Raw genomic sequence first — 18,143 nt, forward strand, 5'->3', positions numbered from 1 at the left:
CGGCGCGTCGTCGACGCCTGCGGTTGACGCCCGTCATCCCGTCAAGAGGAGAACACCATGAGCCGGCACCACGCCGCCCACCCCGAGGCGCCCGGACGCGACGAGCTCGTCCCGTCGCGCTACGCGCTGAAGGTCGGGAACATCGACGTGATGGTGATCAGCGACGGGGTGCTGCCGATCGCGCCCGCGACGCTGGCCACCAACGCTCCTGCGGCCGACCTGAAGGCCTGGCTCGGCGACATGTTCCTGCCGCTGGAGTCGATCGACTGGCCGTTGAACGTGGCCGTGGTGCGCAGCGGCGGGCGGACCGTCCTGATCGACTCCGGGCTGGGCACGCAGTTCCCGGGCTTCCCGCGGGCCGGGCAGCTCGCGGCGCGGCTGGACGCCGCCGGGATCGATCCCGCATCGGTGACCGACGTGGTCCTCACCCATCTGCACATGGACCACATCGGGGGGTTGCTCGTCGAGGGGTTCAGGGGTCGGCTGCGTACCGACGTGCGGGTTCATCTGGCTGCTGCCGAGGCCGAGTTCTGGGCGGCGCCGGACTTCTCGCGTACTGACATGCCGGGGCCGGTGCCGCAGGTGCTCCGCACGACCGCCTCACGGTTCCTGGAGGTCTACCGCGGCCGGTTGCGGCCGTTCGAGTCGCAGTACGAGGTGGCGCCGGGGGTGGTGGTGCGCCGCACCGGCGGGCACACGCCCGGCCACAGCATCGTCTGCCTGGAGTCCGGCGGCGACCGGTTGACGTTCGCCGGTGACGCCGTGTTCCAGTGCGGGTTCGACAAGCCCGACTGGCACAACGGCTTCGACCACGACCCCGAGGAGTCGGCCCGCGTCCGGGTCCGGCTGCTGGAGGAGCTCGCGTCCGGCGGCGGGCAGCTGCTGGCCACGCATCTGCCGTTCCCGTCGGTGTGCCACGTGGCGGACGCCGGCAGCGGCACGTTCCGCTTCGTGCCGGTCGTCTGGAACTACTGACCGCCGCCCGCCGCCTGCTGCCTGTCGGCGGCCGTGCCGTGCCGTGCGCGGCGCAACGCCCGTGCCGCGCCGCATAGGAAGTCGACCCCGCCGACTTCCTGTGCGCGCGGCGGGGGCGGGGCAGGGGGTCGTGCGTCCTGGCTTTACATGCGGGTGGCGCCGCCTCGGGTACGCCGCCTCGCTTTCGGTGCTGGTTGTTTCGTGCGTGGGAAGTCGATTCCGCCGACTTCTCGTGCGTGCGAGGGAGCGGGTTGGGGCTTGGGGGCCAGTGGCCCCGTGTTAGGAAGTCGGTTTCTCGTGTGGGCCGGGTGGTCGGGTGTCCCGGCTGTCGGCTGCGTGTGCGGGTGGCACGTCGCTTCGCCGTTCGGGGCTGGGTGTTTCGTGTGGGGGAAGTCGACTGCGCCGACTTCCTGTGCGTTGGGGTGGCCCGGGTGACCGGCGCCAGCGCCCGGCCGCATTGCAGGGGAAAATTGGTCGTGCCGCCGTTGCAGGCGGCCAGCCGCGCCGCCGCGCCTTCGGTGCTGAGTGTTTCGTGCGTGGGAAGTCGACTCGGCTGGCTTCTCGTGCGTGCTGGTGGTGGTCGGGTGGTTGGGGGTTCTCTCGGCCGTCTTGGGAAGTTGGCCGTGTTGATCTTGCACGTGGGCGGGCCTCGTCGCCTTACCGTCGGTGCTGGCCGCTTTTTCGCGGGAGGTCGATTCCGTCGACTTTCCTGTGAGCGCTGGTGGGTTGGGGGCAGGTCCGGCCGCCCTGCGTAGGAAGTCGACTCCGCCGACTTCCCGCACGTGCCGGGGTGGTCGGGTGGTTGGGGGTTCTCTCGGCCGTCTTGGGGGAGGTCGACCGTGTTGATCTTGCACGTGGGCGGGCCTCGTCGCCTTACCGTCGGTGCTGGCCGCTTTTTCGCGGGAGGTCGATTCCGTCGATTTCCTGTGAGCGCTGGTGGGGCGGGGGCAGGTCCGGCCGCCCTGCGTAGGAAGTCGACTCGGCCGACTTCTCGTGCGTTGGCGTGGCCCGGGTGACTGGTGCCAGCGCCCGGCCGTGTTGCAGGGGAAAGTTGGTCGTGCCGGCTTTACGCGCGAGTGGCCGCGTCGCCTTGCCTTCGGAGTCGGCTGTCGCGTGCGTGGGAAGTCGACTCGGCCGACTTCTCGTGCGCGCTGGTGGTGGTCGGGTGGTGGAGGTTACGGCCGTCCTGTGGGGGAGGTGGGTGGTTTCGGCTTTACGCGCGAGTGGCCGCGTCGCCTTGCCTTCGGAGTCGGCTGTCGCGTGCGTGGGAAGTCGACTCGGCTGGCTTCTCCGGCGTGCTGGTGGTGGTTGGGTGGTTGGGGTCTCTTGGCCGTCCGGGGGAGGGGGAGGTCGGCCGTGCTGCCGTTACGCGCGGGCGGCCGTGTCACCGTGTCTTCGGTGCTGGTTGTTTCGTGCGTGGGAAGTCGATGCCGCCGACTTCTCGTGCGTGTGAGGGAGCGGGTTGGGGCTTGGGGGCCAGTGGCCCCGTGTTAAGAAGTCGGCTTCTGGTGTGGGCCGGGTGGTCGGGTCTCCCGGCCGTTTTGTGTGGGAGGTTGGCTGTGTCGGCTGCGCGTGCGGGTGGCACGTCGCTTCGCCGTTCGGGGCTGGGCGTTTCGTGTGGGGGAAGTCGACTCGGCTGGCTTCTCCGGTGTGCTGGTGGTGGTTGGGTGGTTGGGGTCTCCTGGCGGTCTGGTGGGGGAGGTCGGTGGTGCCGCCGTTGCGTGCGGGTGGCCGTGTCACCGTGTCTTCGGTGCTGGGTGTTTCGTGCGTGGGAGGTCGATTCTGTCGATTTCCTGTGGGTGCTGGTGGGTTGGGGGGCAGGCCCGGTCGTCCTGTGGGGGAAGTCGACTCGGCTGACTTCTCGTGCGTTCTGGGTGTGTGGGGGTGGTTTGTGGGGGGTTTGCGGGGGGTGGGTTATGTGTGGGTGGTGGTGGTGTGGGTGTGGCGGGTGAGGGAGTCGAGGACGACGGCGGTGAGGAGGACGGCGCCGGTGATCATGTATTGGATGGCTTGGGCGGCGTGGATCATGTCGAGGCCGGTGGTGATGGTTTGGATGACGAGGATGCCCAGGAGGGCGGACCAGGTTTTGCCGTGTCCGCCGAAGAGGCTGGTGCCGCCGATGACGGCGGCGGCGATCGCGCTCATCAGGACGTTGCCGCTGCCGAGTTGTTTGTCGGCGGAGCCTTGTTGGGAGGCGTAGAACAGGCCGCCGAGGCCGGCGAGGAACGCGGCGAGGACGAAGACGGAGATCCGTACGCGGGTGACGTTGACGCCTGCGCGGCGGGCGGCTTCCACGCCGCCGCCGACGGCGAAGACCTGGCGGCCGTAGCGGGTGCGGCGCAGGACGAAGTCGGTGGCCAGGACGGCGCCGAGCAGGACGACCAGGGACAGTGGCAGGCCGCGGTCCTGGTTGAGGGTGTAGGCGGTGGCGAGGGTGGGGACGGCCAGGGCGCCGGCGCGTACGGCGCTGTCGGTGGTGGGGGGTGCGGTGAGGCCGGCGGCGCGGCGGCGGCGGGCGGTGTGCAGGCGGGCGGCCAGGTAGAGGGCGGGGGCGAGGACGGCCAGGGCCCAGGCGTAGGCGATGTCGCCGTCGCCGAGGAAGGTGGTGTCCAGGCCGGCGATGATGCCGTCGTGGCGGTTGTTGACGGTGCCGGCGTCGCCCAGGGTCCATTCCTGCAGGCCGCTCCAGGCGAGCATCCCGGCGAGGGTGACGACGAAGGCGGGTACGCCGATGCGGGCGAAGAAGAAGCCGTGGAGCAGGCCCATGGCGCAGGCCGCGCCGAGGGCGGTGAGGATGGCGAGCCACTCGGGCAGGTCCTGGCGTACGGCGAGGACGGCGGCGAGCGCGGCGCTGGCGCCGGCCACCGAGCCGAGGGAGAGGTCGATCTCGCCGAGGATGAGCACGAAGACGACGCCGACCGCGATCAGGCCGGGCCCGGCGATGAAGCGGGTGATGTTGGTGAGGTTGTCGGCCTGCAGGAAGTGGTGGGTGACGGTCTGGAAGACGACCGCGATGACGACCAGGGCGGCGACGACCGGCAGTGAGCCGAGTTCGCCGCGGGCCAGGCGGTGCCGGGCGGCGGCCGCGTGTGCGGCCCAGCCCCGCACGCTGTGGTGCAGCCGCGGATCGACGGCCGGGACGCCGCCGGCACCGCCGGCGGGGACGCTCTCCTCGGCGGGGACGGCGGCGGCGCCGTCGGTGGGGGCGGTCTTCTCGGCGGGGACGGCGGTGGCGCCGCTGGCGGGGACGGCGGTGGCGCCGTCGGTGGGGGCGGTCTTCTCGGCGGGGGCGGCGGGGGTGGGTGCTCCGGGGGCGGGTGCTTCGGGGGTGCTCATACGGCCTCGGCCTCCTGGGTGCGGCGGGCCCGGCGGCGGGCGTGGGCGTTGTCGGTGGCGCCGGTGATCGCGGCGATGATCTGTTCCTGGGTGGTGTCCGCCACTGCGAACACCCCGTTGTTGCGGCCCAGGCGCAGCACGGCGACGGTGTCGGCCACCGCCCGTACGTCGGCCATGTTGTGGCTGACCAGCACGACCGCCAGGCCCCGCTCGCGCAGCCGTTCCACCAGGTCCAGGACCTGGGCGGTCTGTTCGACGCCGAGGGCCGCGGTGGGTTCGTCCAGGATCACCAGGGCGGGTTCGCCGACCAGTGCGCGGGCGATGGCCACCACCTGCCGCTGTCCGCCGGACAGCGCGGCCACCGGGGTGCGTACGTCGGGGATGCGGATGGCGAGGGTGTCCAGCAGCCGGCGGGCGTGCTGTTCCATGGCGACCTCGTCGAGCAGGCCGCGGCGGCGTTTCTCGTGGCCGAGGAAGAGGTTGGCGATGACGTCGAGGTTGTCGCACAGTGCGAGGTCCTGGTAGACGGTCGCGATGCCGAGGGCGGCGGCGTCCTGGGGGCGGGCCGGGCGGACGGGGTCGCCGTGCCAGGTGAGGGTGCCGGCGTCCACGGGGTGGACGCCGGCGATGGTCTTGACGAGGGTGGACTTGCCGGCGCCGTTGTCGCCGACGAGGGCGAGGACCTCGCCGGCGTGGACGGTGAGGTCGACGTCGGTGAGGGCCTGGACGGCCCCGAAGCGCTTGGAGACCGAGCGCAGCTGGAGGACGGGTGCGCCTGTCACGGGAACAACCACCTTGGGGGAGCGGCTACGTGGGGCAGTACGGGCAGTACGGGCGATGCCGGGAGATGCCGGAGCGGTACCGGGCGATGCGGGCGGTGCCCGGGCGGTGCCGGCGCGGTACCGGCAGATACCGGGGCGGTGCCGGAGCGGTACCGGCAGATACCGGGGCGGTGCCGGAGCGGTACCGGGGCGGTGCCGGGGCGGTACCGGGGCGGTACCGGGCGGTGCCGGGCGGTACCGGGCGATGCAGGCGGTGCCCGGGCGGTGCCCGGGCGGGCCGGGGCGGTGCCGGGGGTGGGGGGTGGGGTTATTTGAGTCCGGCGGCGGTGCACGCGGCGGCGTAGTCGGCGGTGCAGATGTCGGAGACCTTGTAGAGGCCGTCGGCCAGGACGGTGGCGGCGATGTTGTCCTTGGTGACGATCTTGGCGTCGAGGAGCTTGGCCGGGATGTTCTTGTCGGTGGCGCTGTCGACGCTCGTGTCGGCGATCGCCTTGACGTCCTTGCCGTGCAGGAGGGCGACGGCCAGTTCGGCGGCGGCTTCGGCCTGCGGGCGGTAGGCCTTGTAGATGGTGTACGCCTGGTCGCCGTTGACGATGCGCTGGATCGCGTCCAGGCCGGCGTCCTGGCCGCCGACGGGGACGGTGATGCCGGCGCCCTTGAGCTGGGTGATGATGGCGGCGGCCATGCCGTCGTTGGCGGAGTAGACGGCCTGGAAGCCGTTCTTGCCGAACTCGGTGACGGCGGCGGAGATCTTCTGCCCGGCGACGGTGGGCTCCCACTGCCCGGACTGCTCGTAGACGACCTTCCTGACCTTGCCGTCCAGGACCCTGTGCGCGCCGGTCTTGAACTGGGCGGCGTTGGGGTCGGCCTCGTCGCCGTTGATCATGACGATGTCGGCGTCGGCGGCCCGCGCGCCGAGCGCGGCCAGCAGGGCCTGGCCCTGGAGTTCGCCGACCTTCTCGTTGTCGAAGGAGGTGTAGGCGGCGACCGGGCCGCTGGCCAGGCGGTCGTAGGCGACGACCTTGACGCCCTTGGCGGCGGCCTCCTGGACCCAGCCCTGGGTGGACTTGGCGTTGTAGGGGTCCAGGACGATCACCTTGACGCCCTGGGCGAGCAGGGTGTCGAACTGCTGCTTCTGTTTGGCGGCGCTGCCCTCGGCGTTGTTGTACAGCACCTTGCACTGCGCGCACAGGGCCTTGACCTTGGCCTCGATGTACGGCCGGTCGAAGGACTCGTAGCGCACCGAGGAGGCGTTCTCGGGCAGCAGCAGGCCGATGGTGTCCGGGCTGCCGGAGGCCGAGGCCTCGGCCTTGGCGCCGCCGGCCTTCCCGCAGGCGGCGGTCATGGACAGGGTCAGTGCGAGGCCCACGGTGGAGACGAGGGCGCGACGCAGTACGGCATTCATACGGGTGCCTCTCCCTGGGGTCGCCGCGGCGTCGCGGCGGGGTGGGGGGAGTTAAACCTGAGCGCGTACATGACGTCAATAAGTAAAACCAGACTGCCCGCGATCCACCACCACTCGTTATCTTCGTGAACACTCCGGCGGGCGGCGGGCGGCGGGCGGCGGGCGGCGGGCGGCGGGCGGCGGGCGGCAGGCGGCGGGCGGCGGGCCGGGGCCGCGGGTCGGGGCGCCGGGGCGGCGGGGCGCAACGGGGCCTGGGGACGGGACCGGGGCGGGGCCGGGGGCCTGGAGGCGGGGCCGGGGGCGTGGGGGCGGTCAGCCGGGATCCCCGGTCCGGGGGCGGGGCGGGGGGCGGTCAGTGGGGTCCCCGGTCCGGGGCGGGGCGGGCGAAAGCGGCAGTGCCCGCCGCTCCCCTCGTGCGGCGGGCACTGCCGGGCCGGCGCCCGACCGGGCGTCAGGGGCGGTCGAGCGTGATCGAGTTGATCGGCCCCAGGTCGTAGTACACGCCCTTGGGCGAGGAGAGGTCGTAGACGCAGTCCGCGCCGTTCGCGCCGCGGCACAGCCGGGCGTGCGCGCCGCCGGTCTGGTTGTTCAGCACCCAGTGGTTGCCGTACTGGCCGCTGAGGTTGTGCGCGCCGTAGCTCCAGTAGACGGCGCTGGGGCTGACGGCCGGGTCCTGGTCCTGCGGGTAGACGCAGACCGCGCCCGACGGGCAGCCCGCCCACTCGCCGTCCGCGGCGCCGGCGCCGCCGGCGCCCGTCGTGGTCAGGGCGGCGGCGGCCAGGGCCAGGACGGCGGCGGCACGGGTGATCCTGCGCATAGGGGGTTCTCCCTTGGCTGGTACGAGGACGGACGGTCGATCCGCCCGGTGCCCGTCAGCCTAGGAACCCGGTGCCCGCGGCGGTCCCTGACATCTGACAGGGGCGCGCCTGCTTGCCCCGCCAGCGCGACAGGCCCCGCCAGCGCGACAGGCTGCGGGCCCGACACCCCGCGAGCCCGACACCCCGCGAGCCCGACAGGCCGGGGGCGCGACACCCCGCGAGCCCGGCAGGCCCCGCCAGCCCGACAGACCCCGCAGGGCCCGCCGTCGGGGCTGCGGGCGCGGTTACGGCAGGGGCAGCGACCCGGCGCCGGCGACCAGCGCCGGCAGCTCCCGCATGTCCGCGAACGTACGGGTGCCCGGCCCCTCCAGCCACGCCCGCGGCGTCAGCCCGCCGTGGAAGCCCAGCGAGCGCATCCCCGCCGCCCGCGCGGCGGCCACCCCGTACTTGCTGTCCTCGACCACCAGGCACGCCGCCGGCCGCACCCCCATCGCGGCCGCCGCGTGCAGGAACAGGTCCGGCGCGGGCTTGCCGCGCTCGACGTCCTGCGAGCTGAAGATCCGCCCGGTGAAACGCGGCAGCAGCCCGGTCAGCCCGAGCGTCGAGCGCAGCCGCGCGTGGGTGCTGGAGGACGCCACGCAATCCGCCACCCCGGCCTCCCGCAGTGCGGCCAACGCCGCCACCACGCCCTCCACCGGGGCCAGTTCGGCGGCGAACACCTCGTCGTACAGGCGCTGCAGGCGCCTGTCCCAGCCCGGCTCCAGCGCCACCCTCGCGTGCGCCTCGATCTCGGCCGTCATGAACGCGTGCGACCGGCCCAGGAACCGCTCGACGAGCTCCTCGCGCGACAGCGGCCAGCCCGCCTCGGCGACCACCCGCTCGTCCACCCGCACGGCCAACCGCTCGCTGTCGAGCAGCACACCGTCGCAGTCGAAGACCACCAGCTCCACAGGAACGGACATGCCGCCACCCTACGCGGCCCCCGCCCGGGAGCCGGCCGCCCCCGGCGCAGGAGCCGGCGGGGCGGTTGAGGAGAGCGCGAGCGTGTGGTGCCCGGGGGTCGGTGCGGGTGGGCGGGGTAGGGGGAGAGGGGCAACAGGTCGGTGTGCGGCCCGGTGTGGTCGCCGGGCACTTTCGCGTCGAGGTTCCGGGGCCGGTGCGGGGGAAGTCGGCCCGGTGCGGGGGAGGTTCGGGGCCGGCGGGGCGGTTGAGGAGAGCGCGAGCGTGTGGTGCCCGGCGGTCGGTGCGGGTGGGCCGGGTGGGGGGAGTGGGGCCACAGGTCGGTGTGCGCTCGGGTGCGGTCGCCGGGCACTTTCGCGTCGAGGTTCCGGGGCCGGCGCGGGGGAAGTCGGCCCGGCGCGGGGGAAGTCGGCCCGGTGCGGGGGAGGTTCGGGGCCGGCGGGGCGGTTGAGGAGAGCGCGAGCGTGTGGTGCCCGGGGGTCGGTGCGGGTGGGCCGGGTGGGGGGAGTGGGGCAACAGGTCGGTGTGCGCTCTGGTGCGGTCGCCGGGCACCTTCGCGTCGGTGAGCATCGTCAGCCGCGCCGAGGCCACGTCGTCCGTCAGCGGGCGCCCGTTCGGACAGCCCGCCGCACGGGCGCGGTCGTAGCGCGGGATGTCCGGCAGCACGAGCCGCAGCTGCGCCTGCGCCGCGTGCGCGGTGTGCCCGCCGAAGTGCTGCGGCTTCGCCGTCCACGGATCCCGGTAGGTGTCCCAGTCGTCCACCGGCTCCCCGGCGTTGTACGCCTCCTTCACGTCCTCCTCGTGGAAGTACGCCGTCAGCGTCGGGTGCGCGCCGCGGTCCACCGGCGCCGGCCGCCCGTCCTTGGGCACGCCCACCCGCGCCCGCACCCCGATCTGCGGCGCCGGCCCGAACGCCGCGTCCGGCGCCTGCCGCACGATCCCGAACACGTTCTTGTCCGCGCCCCGGTCCACCCCCCGTCCGCTGGAAGTCCTTCACGATCCCGTCCAGGTCCGTGAACAACGGGTCGCTGCGCAGCCCCGCGCTCACCTGGTACGGCCCCCGCCTCCACCACCGCGGGCGTGCCCGTGAAGCTCGCCGGCGCCCCGGACACCAGCACCTCGCCGGTCGCCTCCGGCCCGCGCGCCACCGCGACCGGTGGCGCCGCCGCACCGTCATGGTCTGCTCCCCGCCCTCCGGCTCGCAGAACGTGAGGCTGTAGGCGAGGCCGGCCCGCCGGTCCCCGTCGGTGCCGAGGTCGATCCGGTACACCGCCTGCGGGTGGAAGGCCCGCCCGCCGCACGGCGCGACCGGGTTCACGTTCATGACCGGCACCGTGCGGCCCGGCTCCGGCGCGGCGAAGGCGAACAGGTCGGTCCGGTCCAGGCGCGCGTCACCCCCGGGGGAGCGCGGGTCCGGTCCGCTGGGGTGGTGCGACAAGGCGGCCTCCGGCACTCCAGTGCGTCGAGTGGGCCGAGGGCTCCACACACTCCACACGCTCGCCGTGCTTCACACGCTCCCCGTGCTCCCCGTGCTCGGCGGGCTTCACACGCTTGGCGTGCTTGGCGTGCTTGCGCATGGACGCCCCCGCCCCCCGCGGTCATGGCCCACACGCCCGGGCGGGCCCGGCCCGCCCCGCTGCACCACCCGGGCGAGCGGGCGCGGGCGGGGCCGGGCCGTTGTCGGCGGCCCGTACTACCGTGCACGAATGACCAGCCCCACCGCCCGCGCCACCGCCCGCGCCCGCAGCGCCGTACCCACCTGGCGCGTCACCGAGACCGCCGGCCTGGAGACCTCCTGGATCGACCTCGCCCCCCGCGCCCTGACCGCCCACGGCCGCGCCGCCGCCGCCGAACCCGCCCCCTACTGGCTCGACTACCGCCTGGAGACCGGCGACGGCTTCACCACCCGCCGCATGCACGTCACCGCCCGCACCCCGGACGCCACCCGCACCCTGGACCTGCGCCGCGACGAGGACAGCGGCCGGTGGAGCGCCGACGGCACCCAGCGCCCCGACCTGGCCGGCGCCCTCGACTGCGACCTGGGCCTGTCCCCGCTCACCAACACCCCGCCCGTCCTGCGCCACGCCCTCCACCGGCGGCCCGGGGAGCACCACTTCCTGATGGCCTGGATCCGCGTGCCCGACCTGGTGGTCGTGCCCTCCCGCCAGACCTACACCCACCTGCGCCGCCACCCGGACGGCCGCGCCACCGTCCGCTACACCAGCGGCGACTACCGGGCGGACCTGCTGCTGGACGCCGACGGCCTGGTCGCCGACTACCCCGGCCTGGCCCACCGCATCGCCTGACAGGGCGCCCACTCGCCGCGCCCGGTCCGCTCGGGCGGATCCCGACCCGCCCGAGGAGGCCCTGCGACGCCCTGGTCCACGCCGGAGAGCTTCGACGCGTCCTTCTTCGACACCGCACCGCACCTCCACCGCTTCCCCACGGACCTGCCGGCCGCGCCGGCGAGCGTGTGGCAGGGCCTCGTCGGCCCGGCACCGCCGTCCTGGTGCCGGGGCCCGGCCCACGGCCGCTACACCCCGCCGCCGCCGCACGGCGCCGGCACGACCCGGGAGATCACCGCACGCCAAGCGCTGCGCCTGCGCGAGGAGTTCCCGCACTGGGGGGAGGGCCGGCGACACGCCTTGCGCGTCACCCGGGCCACCCTGCCGCTGTACCGGCGCTTCGGCGAGGACGACCCGGTCGAGCCCCTCCCGGGCGGCGGCACCCGCTTCACCTGGACCTTCGCCTACGAGCCGCGCCCGCTGCCGCGCCGCCCCGCCGCCCTGACCGACCTGCCCGCAACGGCCTTCCCGCGGACGCCGGCCGCCGGCACCAAGCGCCACTTCCGCGCCGCCTGAACCCCCGCCGTCAACCTGCGCCGCCGCTCCCGCGCCCGGCGCACCGTACGGCCCGGTGAACGGCGTGGCCCGGTGAACGGCGCGGCCCGGCGCCCCGTACGGCCCGCGGGCCGCACCGCGCGCCGGGCCCGCGCCTCAGATCGCCAGCGGGTCCGCGCACACCGCCAGGTCCGCCACCGTCCCCGCGAACCGCGTCGGCGCCGCACCCGGGTCCAGCACGTCCCGGGCCGCCGTCAGCAGCGCGTTGCGCAGCCGCCCGTGCGCCGCGAGGTAGCCGAGCTGGGTGAGCGCCCGCGACTGCAGCTCCCGCGCCCGCCGCTCCACCGCCGCGGGCACGGCCGCCGGGACCGCGCACGCCGAGACCACCGGGTCCAGCAGCAGCACCGCCCGCGCGTAGTCCGGCCCCGCACCGACACCCCCGCCCGTACCCGAGCCCGCGCCCCCGCCCGCACCCGCACCCGAGCCGCCGCCCGCGCCCGCGCCCCCGCCCGCACCCGCGCCCGCACCCGAGCCGCCGCCCGCGCCTTCGTACGCGCGCTGCGCCGCGTCGACCGCCCGCCGGGCGCCGTCCGGGCCGGCGAGCTCGGCGCGGGCGGTGACGGCCGGTCGGGCCGGGCCCAGGGCGGTGCCGGCCAGCCGGGCCCAGACCTCGCGCACGGTGCGGGAGGGGGTGTGCAGGTAGCCGGGGTGGGCGAGCAGCGGGGCGGCGGGGCCCGGGTCGGGGGCGGTGGCGGCGGCGGTGCGGTGGGCGGTGAGCCACCCGCGGACCTGCGCGGCGCCCCACACCGGGGCGCCGTACGCGCACATCCCCAGGCCGGCGGCGGCGCCGAACGCGGTGGCGGTGGCGTCGAGCAGGGCGGCGCGGTCCGGGCCGGGGGCGCCGAGCAGTCCGGCGCCGGCCAGGAGCAGGGCCCGGTGGTCGGGCAGGTAGAGGTTCAGTTCGGCGGGGCAGGCGTGCCCGCCCGCGGGCTGCAGGACCATCCGCACCCCGGCCGCCTCGACGGCGTACAGGCCCTCCTGCCAGGGCACGCCGGCCGCCGGGGCCCAGGCGGGCCAGTGGGCCCGGGGGGTGGGGGCGGACAGCGGGCCGCCGACGGTGTCGGTGGGGGCGAGGAAGTCGGGCCGGCCGGTGGAGACGGTGCGCCCGAGTTCGCAGCCGACCAGGCCGCGGGGGCCGGCGTCGAGCCGGGTGCCGTAGGCGTAGTCGACGAGGCGGGCGGTGTGGGCGCCCGCGGTGACCTGCCGGTGCACCGCGTCGGCGAGGAACCCCTCGGGCGCGTACACCGCGAGGTCGGCGGGCAGGCCGGCGCGGGCGCCGGCGAACAGGCCGCGCACGCCCCCGAAGTGGTCCACCCCGCTCTGGGTGTGGACCACGGCCCGCACCGGCCGCTCGTCCCCGGTGGCGCAGCGGTAGAGGGCCAGGGCCGCGCGGGCGGTCTCGTAGGAGCCGAGCGGGTCGATCACCAGCAGGGCGTGGGCTCCGGTGACGACGGTCAGGTTGGCGAGGTCGTAGCCGCGCACCTGGTACAGGCCGTCGGCGACCTCGAACAGGCCGCAGGACAACGCCAGCCGGCCCTGGTGCCACAGCGGCGCCGCCACCGTGGCGGGGGCGTCGCCGGCCAGGAAGCCGAAGGCGCCGAACCGCCAGACCGCCTCCTGGCCGTCGTGGGACGGCAGCGCGCGGTAGGGCGGGGCCGCGAGCAGCCCGCGCCGGGCGCCCTCGAAGTCGGCCGGGGAGCCGGGGAGTTCCTTGGCGCCGGCCAGGTTCCGCTGCGTGACGTACGCGGTCGGTTCCACGGGCACGAAGGTGTCGGCCACGGGCTTGCCTCCTCAACGGCGAAACGGACTGCGGCGCGCTGCCCGCGCACCGCAGACCGCCGACACTAGGGGTGACGGGCCGGACACACAACGGCAGGGGCGTGCGGACCGCGGACGGAGCGGGGGCGCGGGCCTGTCGTCACCCGATCGGGTGGCGGGCACGGCCGTTGCCCGTGCCGCGCCGGGCGCGTGGGTAGCGTCGGGCCATGATCGTGGAGTCGTCAACCGGCGTGACGTACCGACGATTTGACTTATTGTCATAGAGGTAAAGAGGCATCGTCGCATGGCAGAGAAGCGCCTGAAGTCCTGGGGCAACAACCGCTCCGGCCAGCTCGGGGACGGCACCTGGGCCGACCTCCGCACCACGGCCACCGCCGTGCTCGGGCTCACCAGCAGCGAGGTGGTGAAGATCGCCGCCGGCGGGTTCGGCCCCGCCGCCGGCCACGGCCTGGCCCTGCTGGCGGACCGCACGGTGCAGTCCTGGGGCGTCAACGGCGCCGGCCAGCTCGGCGACGGCACGGTGTTCAGCCACAACACGCCCGGCCAGGTCGTCAACCTCACCGACGCCGTCGAGATCGCCGCCGGCGGCGCCCACAGCCTCGCCCTGCTCGGCGACGGCACCGTGATGGCCTGGGGCCAGAACAAGCACGGCCAGCTCGGCAACGGCACCGGCGCCGACACCAGCATGCCCACCCGCGTCGAAGGCCTGACCGGGATCGTCGCCATCGCCGCCGGCCTGCACCACAGCCTGGCCCTGCGCGAGGACGGCACCGTGTGGGCCTGGGGCTACAACTTCAACGGCCAGCTCGGCGACGGCACCTGCTCCAACCGCGCCGTCCCCGCCCCGGTCACCGGCCTGAGCGCCGTCAGCCGCATCGCCGCCGGCGCCGGCCACAACCTCGCCCTGGTCGGCGCACCGGGCCCCGGCGCCACCGTCCGGGCCTGGGGCTACAACGCCACCGGCCAGCTCGGCGACAACACCACCATCAACCGCTTCACCCCGGTCACCACCCAGGCGACCTGGAGCGGCGGCGTCACCCGGATCGCGGCCGGCTGCAACCACAGCATGGCCGTGGTCGACAGCGACCACCGCCTCAAGGCCTGGGGCCAGAACACCGCCGGCCAACTCGGCGACGGCACCACCGTCTTCCGCGTCCTGCCCGTCACCGTCCCGGGCCTGAGCGGCGTACGGCTGGTGGCCGGCGGCCGCGAGCACACCGTGGCCCTGTCCGGCACCAGCACCGTGCACTCCTGGGGCAGCAACGGCTCCGGCCAGCTCGGCGACGGCACCACCACCGACAGCAGCACCCCGGTGCCCACCCTCACCGCGCTCACCGGCATCGACAAGCTCGCCGCCCCCGTCGGCGGCGACTTCAGCCTCGCCAACTGAAGCGCCTCAACCGTGCCCGGCCGCCCCTGCTGTCACAATGCGCGTGAACGCTTCGTAGCCGCCACCACGCAGACAGTGAGGTAGTCATGTCGAAGGTCAAACTGAGCACCAACCACGGCGACATCGTTCTCCGGCTCGACGCGCACAAGGCCCCCGCCACCGTGGAGAACTTCCTCCAGTACGTCCGGGACGGCTTCTACGACGGGACGGTCTTCCACCGGGTCATCAACAACTTCATGGTCCAGGGCGGCGGCATGGAGCCCGGCATGCGGCAGAAGAAGACCCGCGCCCCCATCCAGAACGAGGCCGACAACGGCCTGAAGAACACCAAGTACACCGTGGCGATGGCCCGCACCGGCGACCCGCACTCCGCCACCGCCCAGTTCTTCGTCAACGTCGCCGACAACGACTTCCTCAACCACAGCGGCAAGAACCCCCAGGGCTGGGGCTACGCCGTCTTCGGCGAGGTCGTCGAGGGCCAGGACGTCGTCGACGCCATCAAGGCCGTGCCCACCGGCTCCAAGGCCGGCCACCAGGACGTCCCCAAGGAGGACGTGGTCATCGTGAAGGCCGAGGTCGTCGAATAGCGCCCGGGCAGCGGTAGGAGCGGGACGCCGGCCCGGCCGGCCTCCCGCTCCCCGCCCACCGGCCCCCGCCATCCCCACCACCCCCGCCCCGCCCCGCCCGCAGGAGCCGCCCGCAAGACCCGCGCCGCCCGCAGGCCGCCGCGCGCGCCGTCCCGCCGGACGGGTGATTGCGCCCGCCCCGGTGCGCGGCGCCCTGCGGCCCCGCCCCGGCCCGTCCAATACTCACCCGACGAGGCGCACGGCCGCGCCACCCGGGACGAGGGAGGACCCCATGCACCGCCGCACCGCCGCCAGAGCGGGACACCGCACCGCCGCACCCCTGCTGGCCGCCCTGCTGCTCACCGGGTGCACCTCCGCCGCCGCCACCGACCCCGCCGCCGCCCCCAGCCCCTCGGGCGCCGCCGGCGCGTCGGGCGCCGCCGGCGCGTCGGGCGCCGCCAGTGCGTCGGGCGCCGCGGCGACCGCGCCGCCGGCGCCCTCGCCGCAGCTGACCGACCGGCAGGTGGCCACCGCCGTCGACCGGATCGACGCCTACGTCCAGGACGCGATGCGCAGGACCGGCGTCCCGGGCCTGGCCCTCGCCGTCGTCCACAAGGACAAGGTCGTCCACGCCAAGGGCTACGGCGTGCGCGAACTCGGCAAGCCCGACACCGTCACCCCCGACACCGTCTTCCAACTCGCCTCCGTCTCCAAGCCGATCGCCTCCACCGTCGTCGCCGCGGCCGTCGGACAGAAGGCGGCCACCTGGGACGACCCCGTCTCCGCCCACGACCCCGGCTTCACCCTCGCCGACCCCTGGACCGGCGGCCACGTGACGATCGCCGACCTGTTCTCCCACCGCAGCGGCCTGCCCGACCACGCCGGAGACCTCCTGCAGGACCTCGGCTACCCGCGCGACTACATCCTCCAGCACCTGCGCGACCAGCCCCTGGCCCCCTTCCGCGCCCACTACGCCTACACCAACTACGGCCTCACCGAAGCGGCCGTGGCCGTCGCCAGGGCCAAGGGCACGGCCTGGGAGGACCTGTGCGCCGACACCCTCTACAAACCGCTCGGCATGGCCGCCACCAGCTCCCTGCGCTCCGCCTACGACCACGCCGCCGACAAGGCCGTCCCCCACGTGCGCACCGGCGACAACAGCAGCAGCAGCGGCAGTAGCAGCAGTGGCAGTAGCGGTGGCTGGCAGGTGAGCACCACCGAGAACGCCGACGCCCAGTCCCCGGCCGGCGGCGTCAGCTCCACCGCGCAGGACCTCGCCCGCTGGATGCGCCTGCAGCTCGCCGGCGGCTCCTTCGAGGGCCGCCAGGTCGTCGACACGGCCGCCCTGAGCCAGACCTGGCTCCCGCACAGCCTCTCCAACCCGCCCGCCGCGCCCGCCGGCAACCCCGGCCAGTACGGCCTGGGCTGGAACGTCGGCCGCGACACCCGCGGCCGGCTGCGGCTCAACCACTCCGGCGGCTTCCTCCTGGGCGCCGCCACCGTCGTCACCCTGCTGCCCGCCGAGCAGCTGGGCATCGTCGTGCTGACCAACGGCCAGCCCACCGGCCTGCCCGAGGCGGTGGCCGAGGAGTTCTTCGACCTCGCCCAGGAGGGCCACGAGAGCGTCGACTGGCTCGGCTTCTTCGGCAAGGTCGTCCCCGCAGGCCTGGTGGCCGGCACCTCGCCCACCGACTACACCAAGCCCCCGGCCGGCGCCCCCGGCGCCAAGCCCGACGCCGCCTACGTCGGCACCTACACCAACGGCTACTACGGCCCGCTGACCGTGACCACCGGCAACGGCGGCGCCCTGGTGATGAGCCTGGGCCCGGACAACCTCCGGTTCCCGCTCCAGCACTACGCCGGCGACGTGTTCAGCTTCCGCACCCGCGGGGAGAACGCCGTCGGCCTGTCCGGCGTGACCTTCACCACGGGCGACGACGGCAAGGCCGCCAAGGTCGTCGTCGAGCAGTTCGACCACGACGGCCTGGGCACCTTCACCCGCAGCTAGCACCCCTAGCCGGTACGCGTCGCGTACATCTCCTGGAACAGCTCGAACCCGCCCTGCGGGGAACCCGGCCAATCCGCAGCGCCCGGGGAGCCCGGGGAGCCGGGGGAGCCCGCAGCGCCCGGGGAGAGGGGGGAGTCGGGGCAGCCGGGGGAGCCGGGGGACAGGGGGGAGGCGCTGAAGCCCTGCCAGCGGAAGGAGGTCGGCGTGACCTCGGTGAACGTCCACCGCGAGCGCCGCCCCTGGGCGTCGGTGCCCTCCTGGACCATCCCGCCGGCCCCGTCGCAACGGCCGACCTGGGAGAAGTACGAGGGGAGCTTCGGCGAGACCCAGGTGATCCGCCACAGCCCGGTCGTGACGTCGTACATGCGCAGCGTCGTGCCCGGGAAGCGGCCGTGGAAGTCCGGGCACCAGAGCACGTCCTGCACCACCCGGCCGCCCAGCGCCCAGCCGAAGCGCCACTCGCCCGCCGCGGTGCGCCACCGGCCGTCGGGGAACAGGTACCGGTTGCGGATCTCCCACGTGCCGACCAGCCGGCCGTAGAGCATCAGCGCCTGCGCGTGCTCCGGATCCGGCCCGTTCGCCGACAGCAGCTCCAGCATCGGGTCACCGGACGGGCCGTCAGCCATCAGTAGTACCCCTTGGAGCCGTCCAGCAGCTCCCGGACGATGTCGGCGTGCCCCGCGTGCCGGCCCGTCTCCTCCACCAGGTGGATCAGCATCCAGCGCAGGTTGGCGCCGCCGGTACGGAAGTCGGGGTGGCGGCCGACGTCGTCCAGGGAAGCCGCCGCGACGATCTCGTCACTGCGCGCGCACTGGGCCTCGTACTCCGCGAGCAGCTCGGCCAGCGGACGCCCGCCGGTGTGCCAGTCCCCGTCCTCGCCCGACCCGTCGAACACCGGGTGCTGCGTCTTGTCGCCGCCCAGGAACAGCACCTCCAGCCACAGGTGCTCGGTCCAGCGCATGTGGGACAGCAGGCCGGCCATCGTCATCGCGGGCGAGGTCGCCACGACGCAGCGGTGCGCGTCCTCGTCGCTCAGCCCCTCGCACTTCCAGCGCAGGATCCTCCGCTGCAGCTCCAACCAGCCGACGATCGCGGTGCGTTCGTCCGCCAGGAGCGGGGGCCGTTCCAGTTCCGAAGCCATGGCGGTGCACCCTACCCAGCCGCCGCGGCGTGCGCACCGCATTTTCACCGGCACGGGGCGGGGGCGCGCGGGAAGCCCGCCCC

14 protein-coding genes and 1 pseudogene are annotated in these 18,143 nt (G+C 74.6%); 6 read left to right on the top strand and 9 right to left on the bottom strand.

The window, feature by feature from the left end:
• The first annotated feature begins 57 nt into the window (after positions 1-57).
• A complete protein-coding gene (locus ACIQI7_RS34140) occupies positions 58-975 on the top strand; it encodes an MBL fold metallo-hydrolase (RefSeq protein ID WP_401117607.1) in 918 nt (305 codons plus the stop codon).
• Positions 976-2,889: 1,914 nt separating this feature from the next.
• On the opposite strand, the gene ACIQI7_RS34145 is transcribed toward ACIQI7_RS34140, so the two are convergent.
• From ACIQI7_RS34145 to ACIQI7_RS34170, 6 genes and pseudogenes are all read right to left on the bottom strand, one after another.
• A complete protein-coding gene (locus ACIQI7_RS34145; protein WP_401117609.1) occupies positions 2,890-4,311 on the bottom strand; it encodes a sugar ABC transporter permease in 1,422 nt (473 codons plus the stop codon).
• On the bottom strand, positions 4,308-5,093 hold the full coding sequence (locus ACIQI7_RS34150) for an ATP-binding cassette domain-containing protein (RefSeq protein ID WP_401117611.1): 786 nt from the start codon (positions 5,091-5,093) through the stop codon (positions 4,308-4,310). The genes ACIQI7_RS34145 and ACIQI7_RS34150 overlap by 4 nt, the downstream gene beginning before the upstream one ends.
• A 307-nt stretch (positions 5,094-5,400) precedes the next feature.
• The gene (locus ACIQI7_RS34155) at positions 5,401-6,498 is read right to left on the bottom strand and encodes a substrate-binding domain-containing protein (protein ID WP_401117613.1); all 1,098 of its coding nucleotides are present in this window, start codon (positions 6,496-6,498) and stop codon (positions 5,401-5,403) included.
• A 451-nt stretch (positions 6,499-6,949) separates the two neighbouring features.
• Positions 6,950-7,315, bottom strand: a complete 366-nt coding sequence (locus tag ACIQI7_RS34160) for a hypothetical protein (RefSeq protein WP_401117615.1) — start codon at positions 7,313-7,315, stop codon at positions 6,950-6,952.
• Between the two features lie 285 nt (positions 7,316-7,600).
• Positions 7,601-8,278 carry an HAD family hydrolase gene (locus tag ACIQI7_RS34165; RefSeq protein WP_401117617.1) on the bottom strand — a complete coding sequence of 226 codons (678 nt, stop codon included), beginning with the start codon at positions 8,276-8,278 and terminating at the stop codon, positions 7,601-7,603.
• A 1,184-nt stretch (positions 8,279-9,462) separates the two neighbouring features.
• Positions 9,463-9,771: pseudogene (locus ACIQI7_RS34170) on the bottom strand (DUF4331 family protein); the annotation flags it as partial.
• 211 nt (positions 9,772-9,982) lie between these two features.
• Here ACIQI7_RS34170 and ACIQI7_RS34175 point away from each other — a divergent pair.
• Both ACIQI7_RS34175 and ACIQI7_RS34180 read left to right on the top strand, forming a co-directional pair.
• Positions 9,983-10,582, top strand: a complete 600-nt coding sequence (locus tag ACIQI7_RS34175) for a putative glycolipid-binding domain-containing protein (protein WP_401117619.1) — start codon at positions 9,983-9,985, stop codon at positions 10,580-10,582.
• A 165-nt stretch (positions 10,583-10,747) separates the two neighbouring features.
• Positions 10,748-11,137, top strand: coding sequence for a hypothetical protein (locus ACIQI7_RS34180; RefSeq protein ID WP_401117621.1), 390 nt, complete (start codon positions 10,748-10,750; stop codon positions 11,135-11,137).
• A gap of 135 nt (positions 11,138-11,272) precedes the next feature.
• Here ACIQI7_RS34180 and ACIQI7_RS34185 read toward each other — a convergent pair whose 3' ends face one another.
• Positions 11,273-12,955 (bottom strand): hypothetical protein, encoded by a 1,683-nt coding sequence (locus ACIQI7_RS34185; protein WP_401117623.1) that lies wholly within the window; start codon positions 12,953-12,955, stop codon positions 11,273-11,275.
• A gap of 283 nt (positions 12,956-13,238) precedes the next feature.
• Here ACIQI7_RS34185 and ACIQI7_RS34190 point away from each other — a divergent pair, with 283 nt between their 5' ends.
• The 3 genes from ACIQI7_RS34190 to ACIQI7_RS34200 all read left to right on the top strand — a co-directional run bounded on the left by ACIQI7_RS34190 (position 13,239) and on the right by ACIQI7_RS34200 (position 16,919).
• Complete coding sequence (locus ACIQI7_RS34190) at positions 13,239-14,345, top strand: RCC1 domain-containing protein (protein ID WP_401117625.1); 1,107 nt, start codon at positions 13,239-13,241, stop codon at positions 14,343-14,345.
• 86 nt (positions 14,346-14,431) lie between these two features.
• Positions 14,432-14,932: a peptidylprolyl isomerase gene (locus ACIQI7_RS34195; protein WP_401117627.1), complete on the top strand. Its 501-nt coding sequence runs from the start codon at positions 14,432-14,434 to the stop codon at positions 14,930-14,932.
• A 271-nt stretch (positions 14,933-15,203) separates the two neighbouring features.
• Positions 15,204-16,919 carry a serine hydrolase gene (locus ACIQI7_RS34200; RefSeq protein ID WP_401117629.1) on the top strand — a complete coding sequence of 572 codons (1,716 nt, stop codon included), beginning with the start codon at positions 15,204-15,206 and terminating at the stop codon, positions 16,917-16,919.
• A gap of 5 nt (positions 16,920-16,924) precedes the next feature.
• Here the strand turns inward: ACIQI7_RS34200 and ACIQI7_RS34205 are convergent, their stop codons facing one another.
• Positions 16,925-17,545, bottom strand: a complete 621-nt coding sequence (locus tag ACIQI7_RS34205) for a hypothetical protein (RefSeq protein ID WP_401117631.1) — start codon at positions 17,543-17,545, stop codon at positions 16,925-16,927.
• The gene (locus ACIQI7_RS34210) at positions 17,545-18,060 is read right to left on the bottom strand and encodes a DinB family protein (protein WP_401117633.1); all 516 of its coding nucleotides are present in this window, start codon (positions 18,058-18,060) and stop codon (positions 17,545-17,547) included. The genes ACIQI7_RS34205 and ACIQI7_RS34210 overlap by 1 nt, the downstream gene beginning before the upstream one ends.
• Positions 18,061-18,143 lie beyond the last annotated feature (83 nt).

It is taken from the genome of Kitasatospora sp. NPDC092039, from assembly GCF_044756065.1.
Lineage (GTDB): Bacteria > Actinomycetota > Actinomycetes > Streptomycetales > Streptomycetaceae > Kitasatospora.

Excerpts from the sequence above, each read along its gene's own strand:
- ACIQI7_RS34160 (WP_401117615.1), bottom strand. The coding sequence starts at position 7,315 with ATGCGCAGGATCACCCGTGCCGCCGCCGTCCTGGCCCTGGCCGCCGCC.
- ACIQI7_RS34175 (WP_401117619.1), top strand. The coding sequence starts at position 9,983 with ATGACCAGCCCCACCGCCCGCGCCACCGCCCGCGCCCGCAGCGCCGTA.
- ACIQI7_RS34155 (WP_401117613.1), bottom strand. The coding sequence starts at position 6,498 with ATGAATGCCGTACTGCGTCGCGCCCTCGTCTCCACCGTGGGCCTCGCA.
- ACIQI7_RS34200 (WP_401117629.1), top strand. The coding sequence starts at position 15,204 with ATGCACCGCCGCACCGCCGCCAGAGCGGGACACCGCACCGCCGCACCC.
- ACIQI7_RS34165 (WP_401117617.1), bottom strand. The coding sequence starts at position 8,278 with ATGTCCGTTCCTGTGGAGCTGGTGGTCTTCGACTGCGACGGTGTGCTG.
- ACIQI7_RS34190 (WP_401117625.1), top strand. The coding sequence starts at position 13,239 with ATGGCAGAGAAGCGCCTGAAGTCCTGGGGCAACAACCGCTCCGGCCAG.
- ACIQI7_RS34205 (WP_401117631.1), bottom strand. The coding sequence starts at position 17,545 with ATGGCTGACGGCCCGTCCGGTGACCCGATGCTGGAGCTGCTGTCGGCG.
- ACIQI7_RS34145 (WP_401117609.1), bottom strand. The coding sequence starts at position 4,311 with ATGAGCACCCCCGAAGCACCCGCCCCCGGAGCACCCACCCCCGCCGCC.
- ACIQI7_RS34195 (WP_401117627.1), top strand. The coding sequence starts at position 14,432 with ATGTCGAAGGTCAAACTGAGCACCAACCACGGCGACATCGTTCTCCGG.
- ACIQI7_RS34140 (WP_401117607.1), top strand. The coding sequence starts at position 58 with ATGAGCCGGCACCACGCCGCCCACCCCGAGGCGCCCGGACGCGACGAG.
- ACIQI7_RS34210 (WP_401117633.1), bottom strand. The coding sequence starts at position 18,060 with ATGGCTTCGGAACTGGAACGGCCCCCGCTCCTGGCGGACGAACGCACC.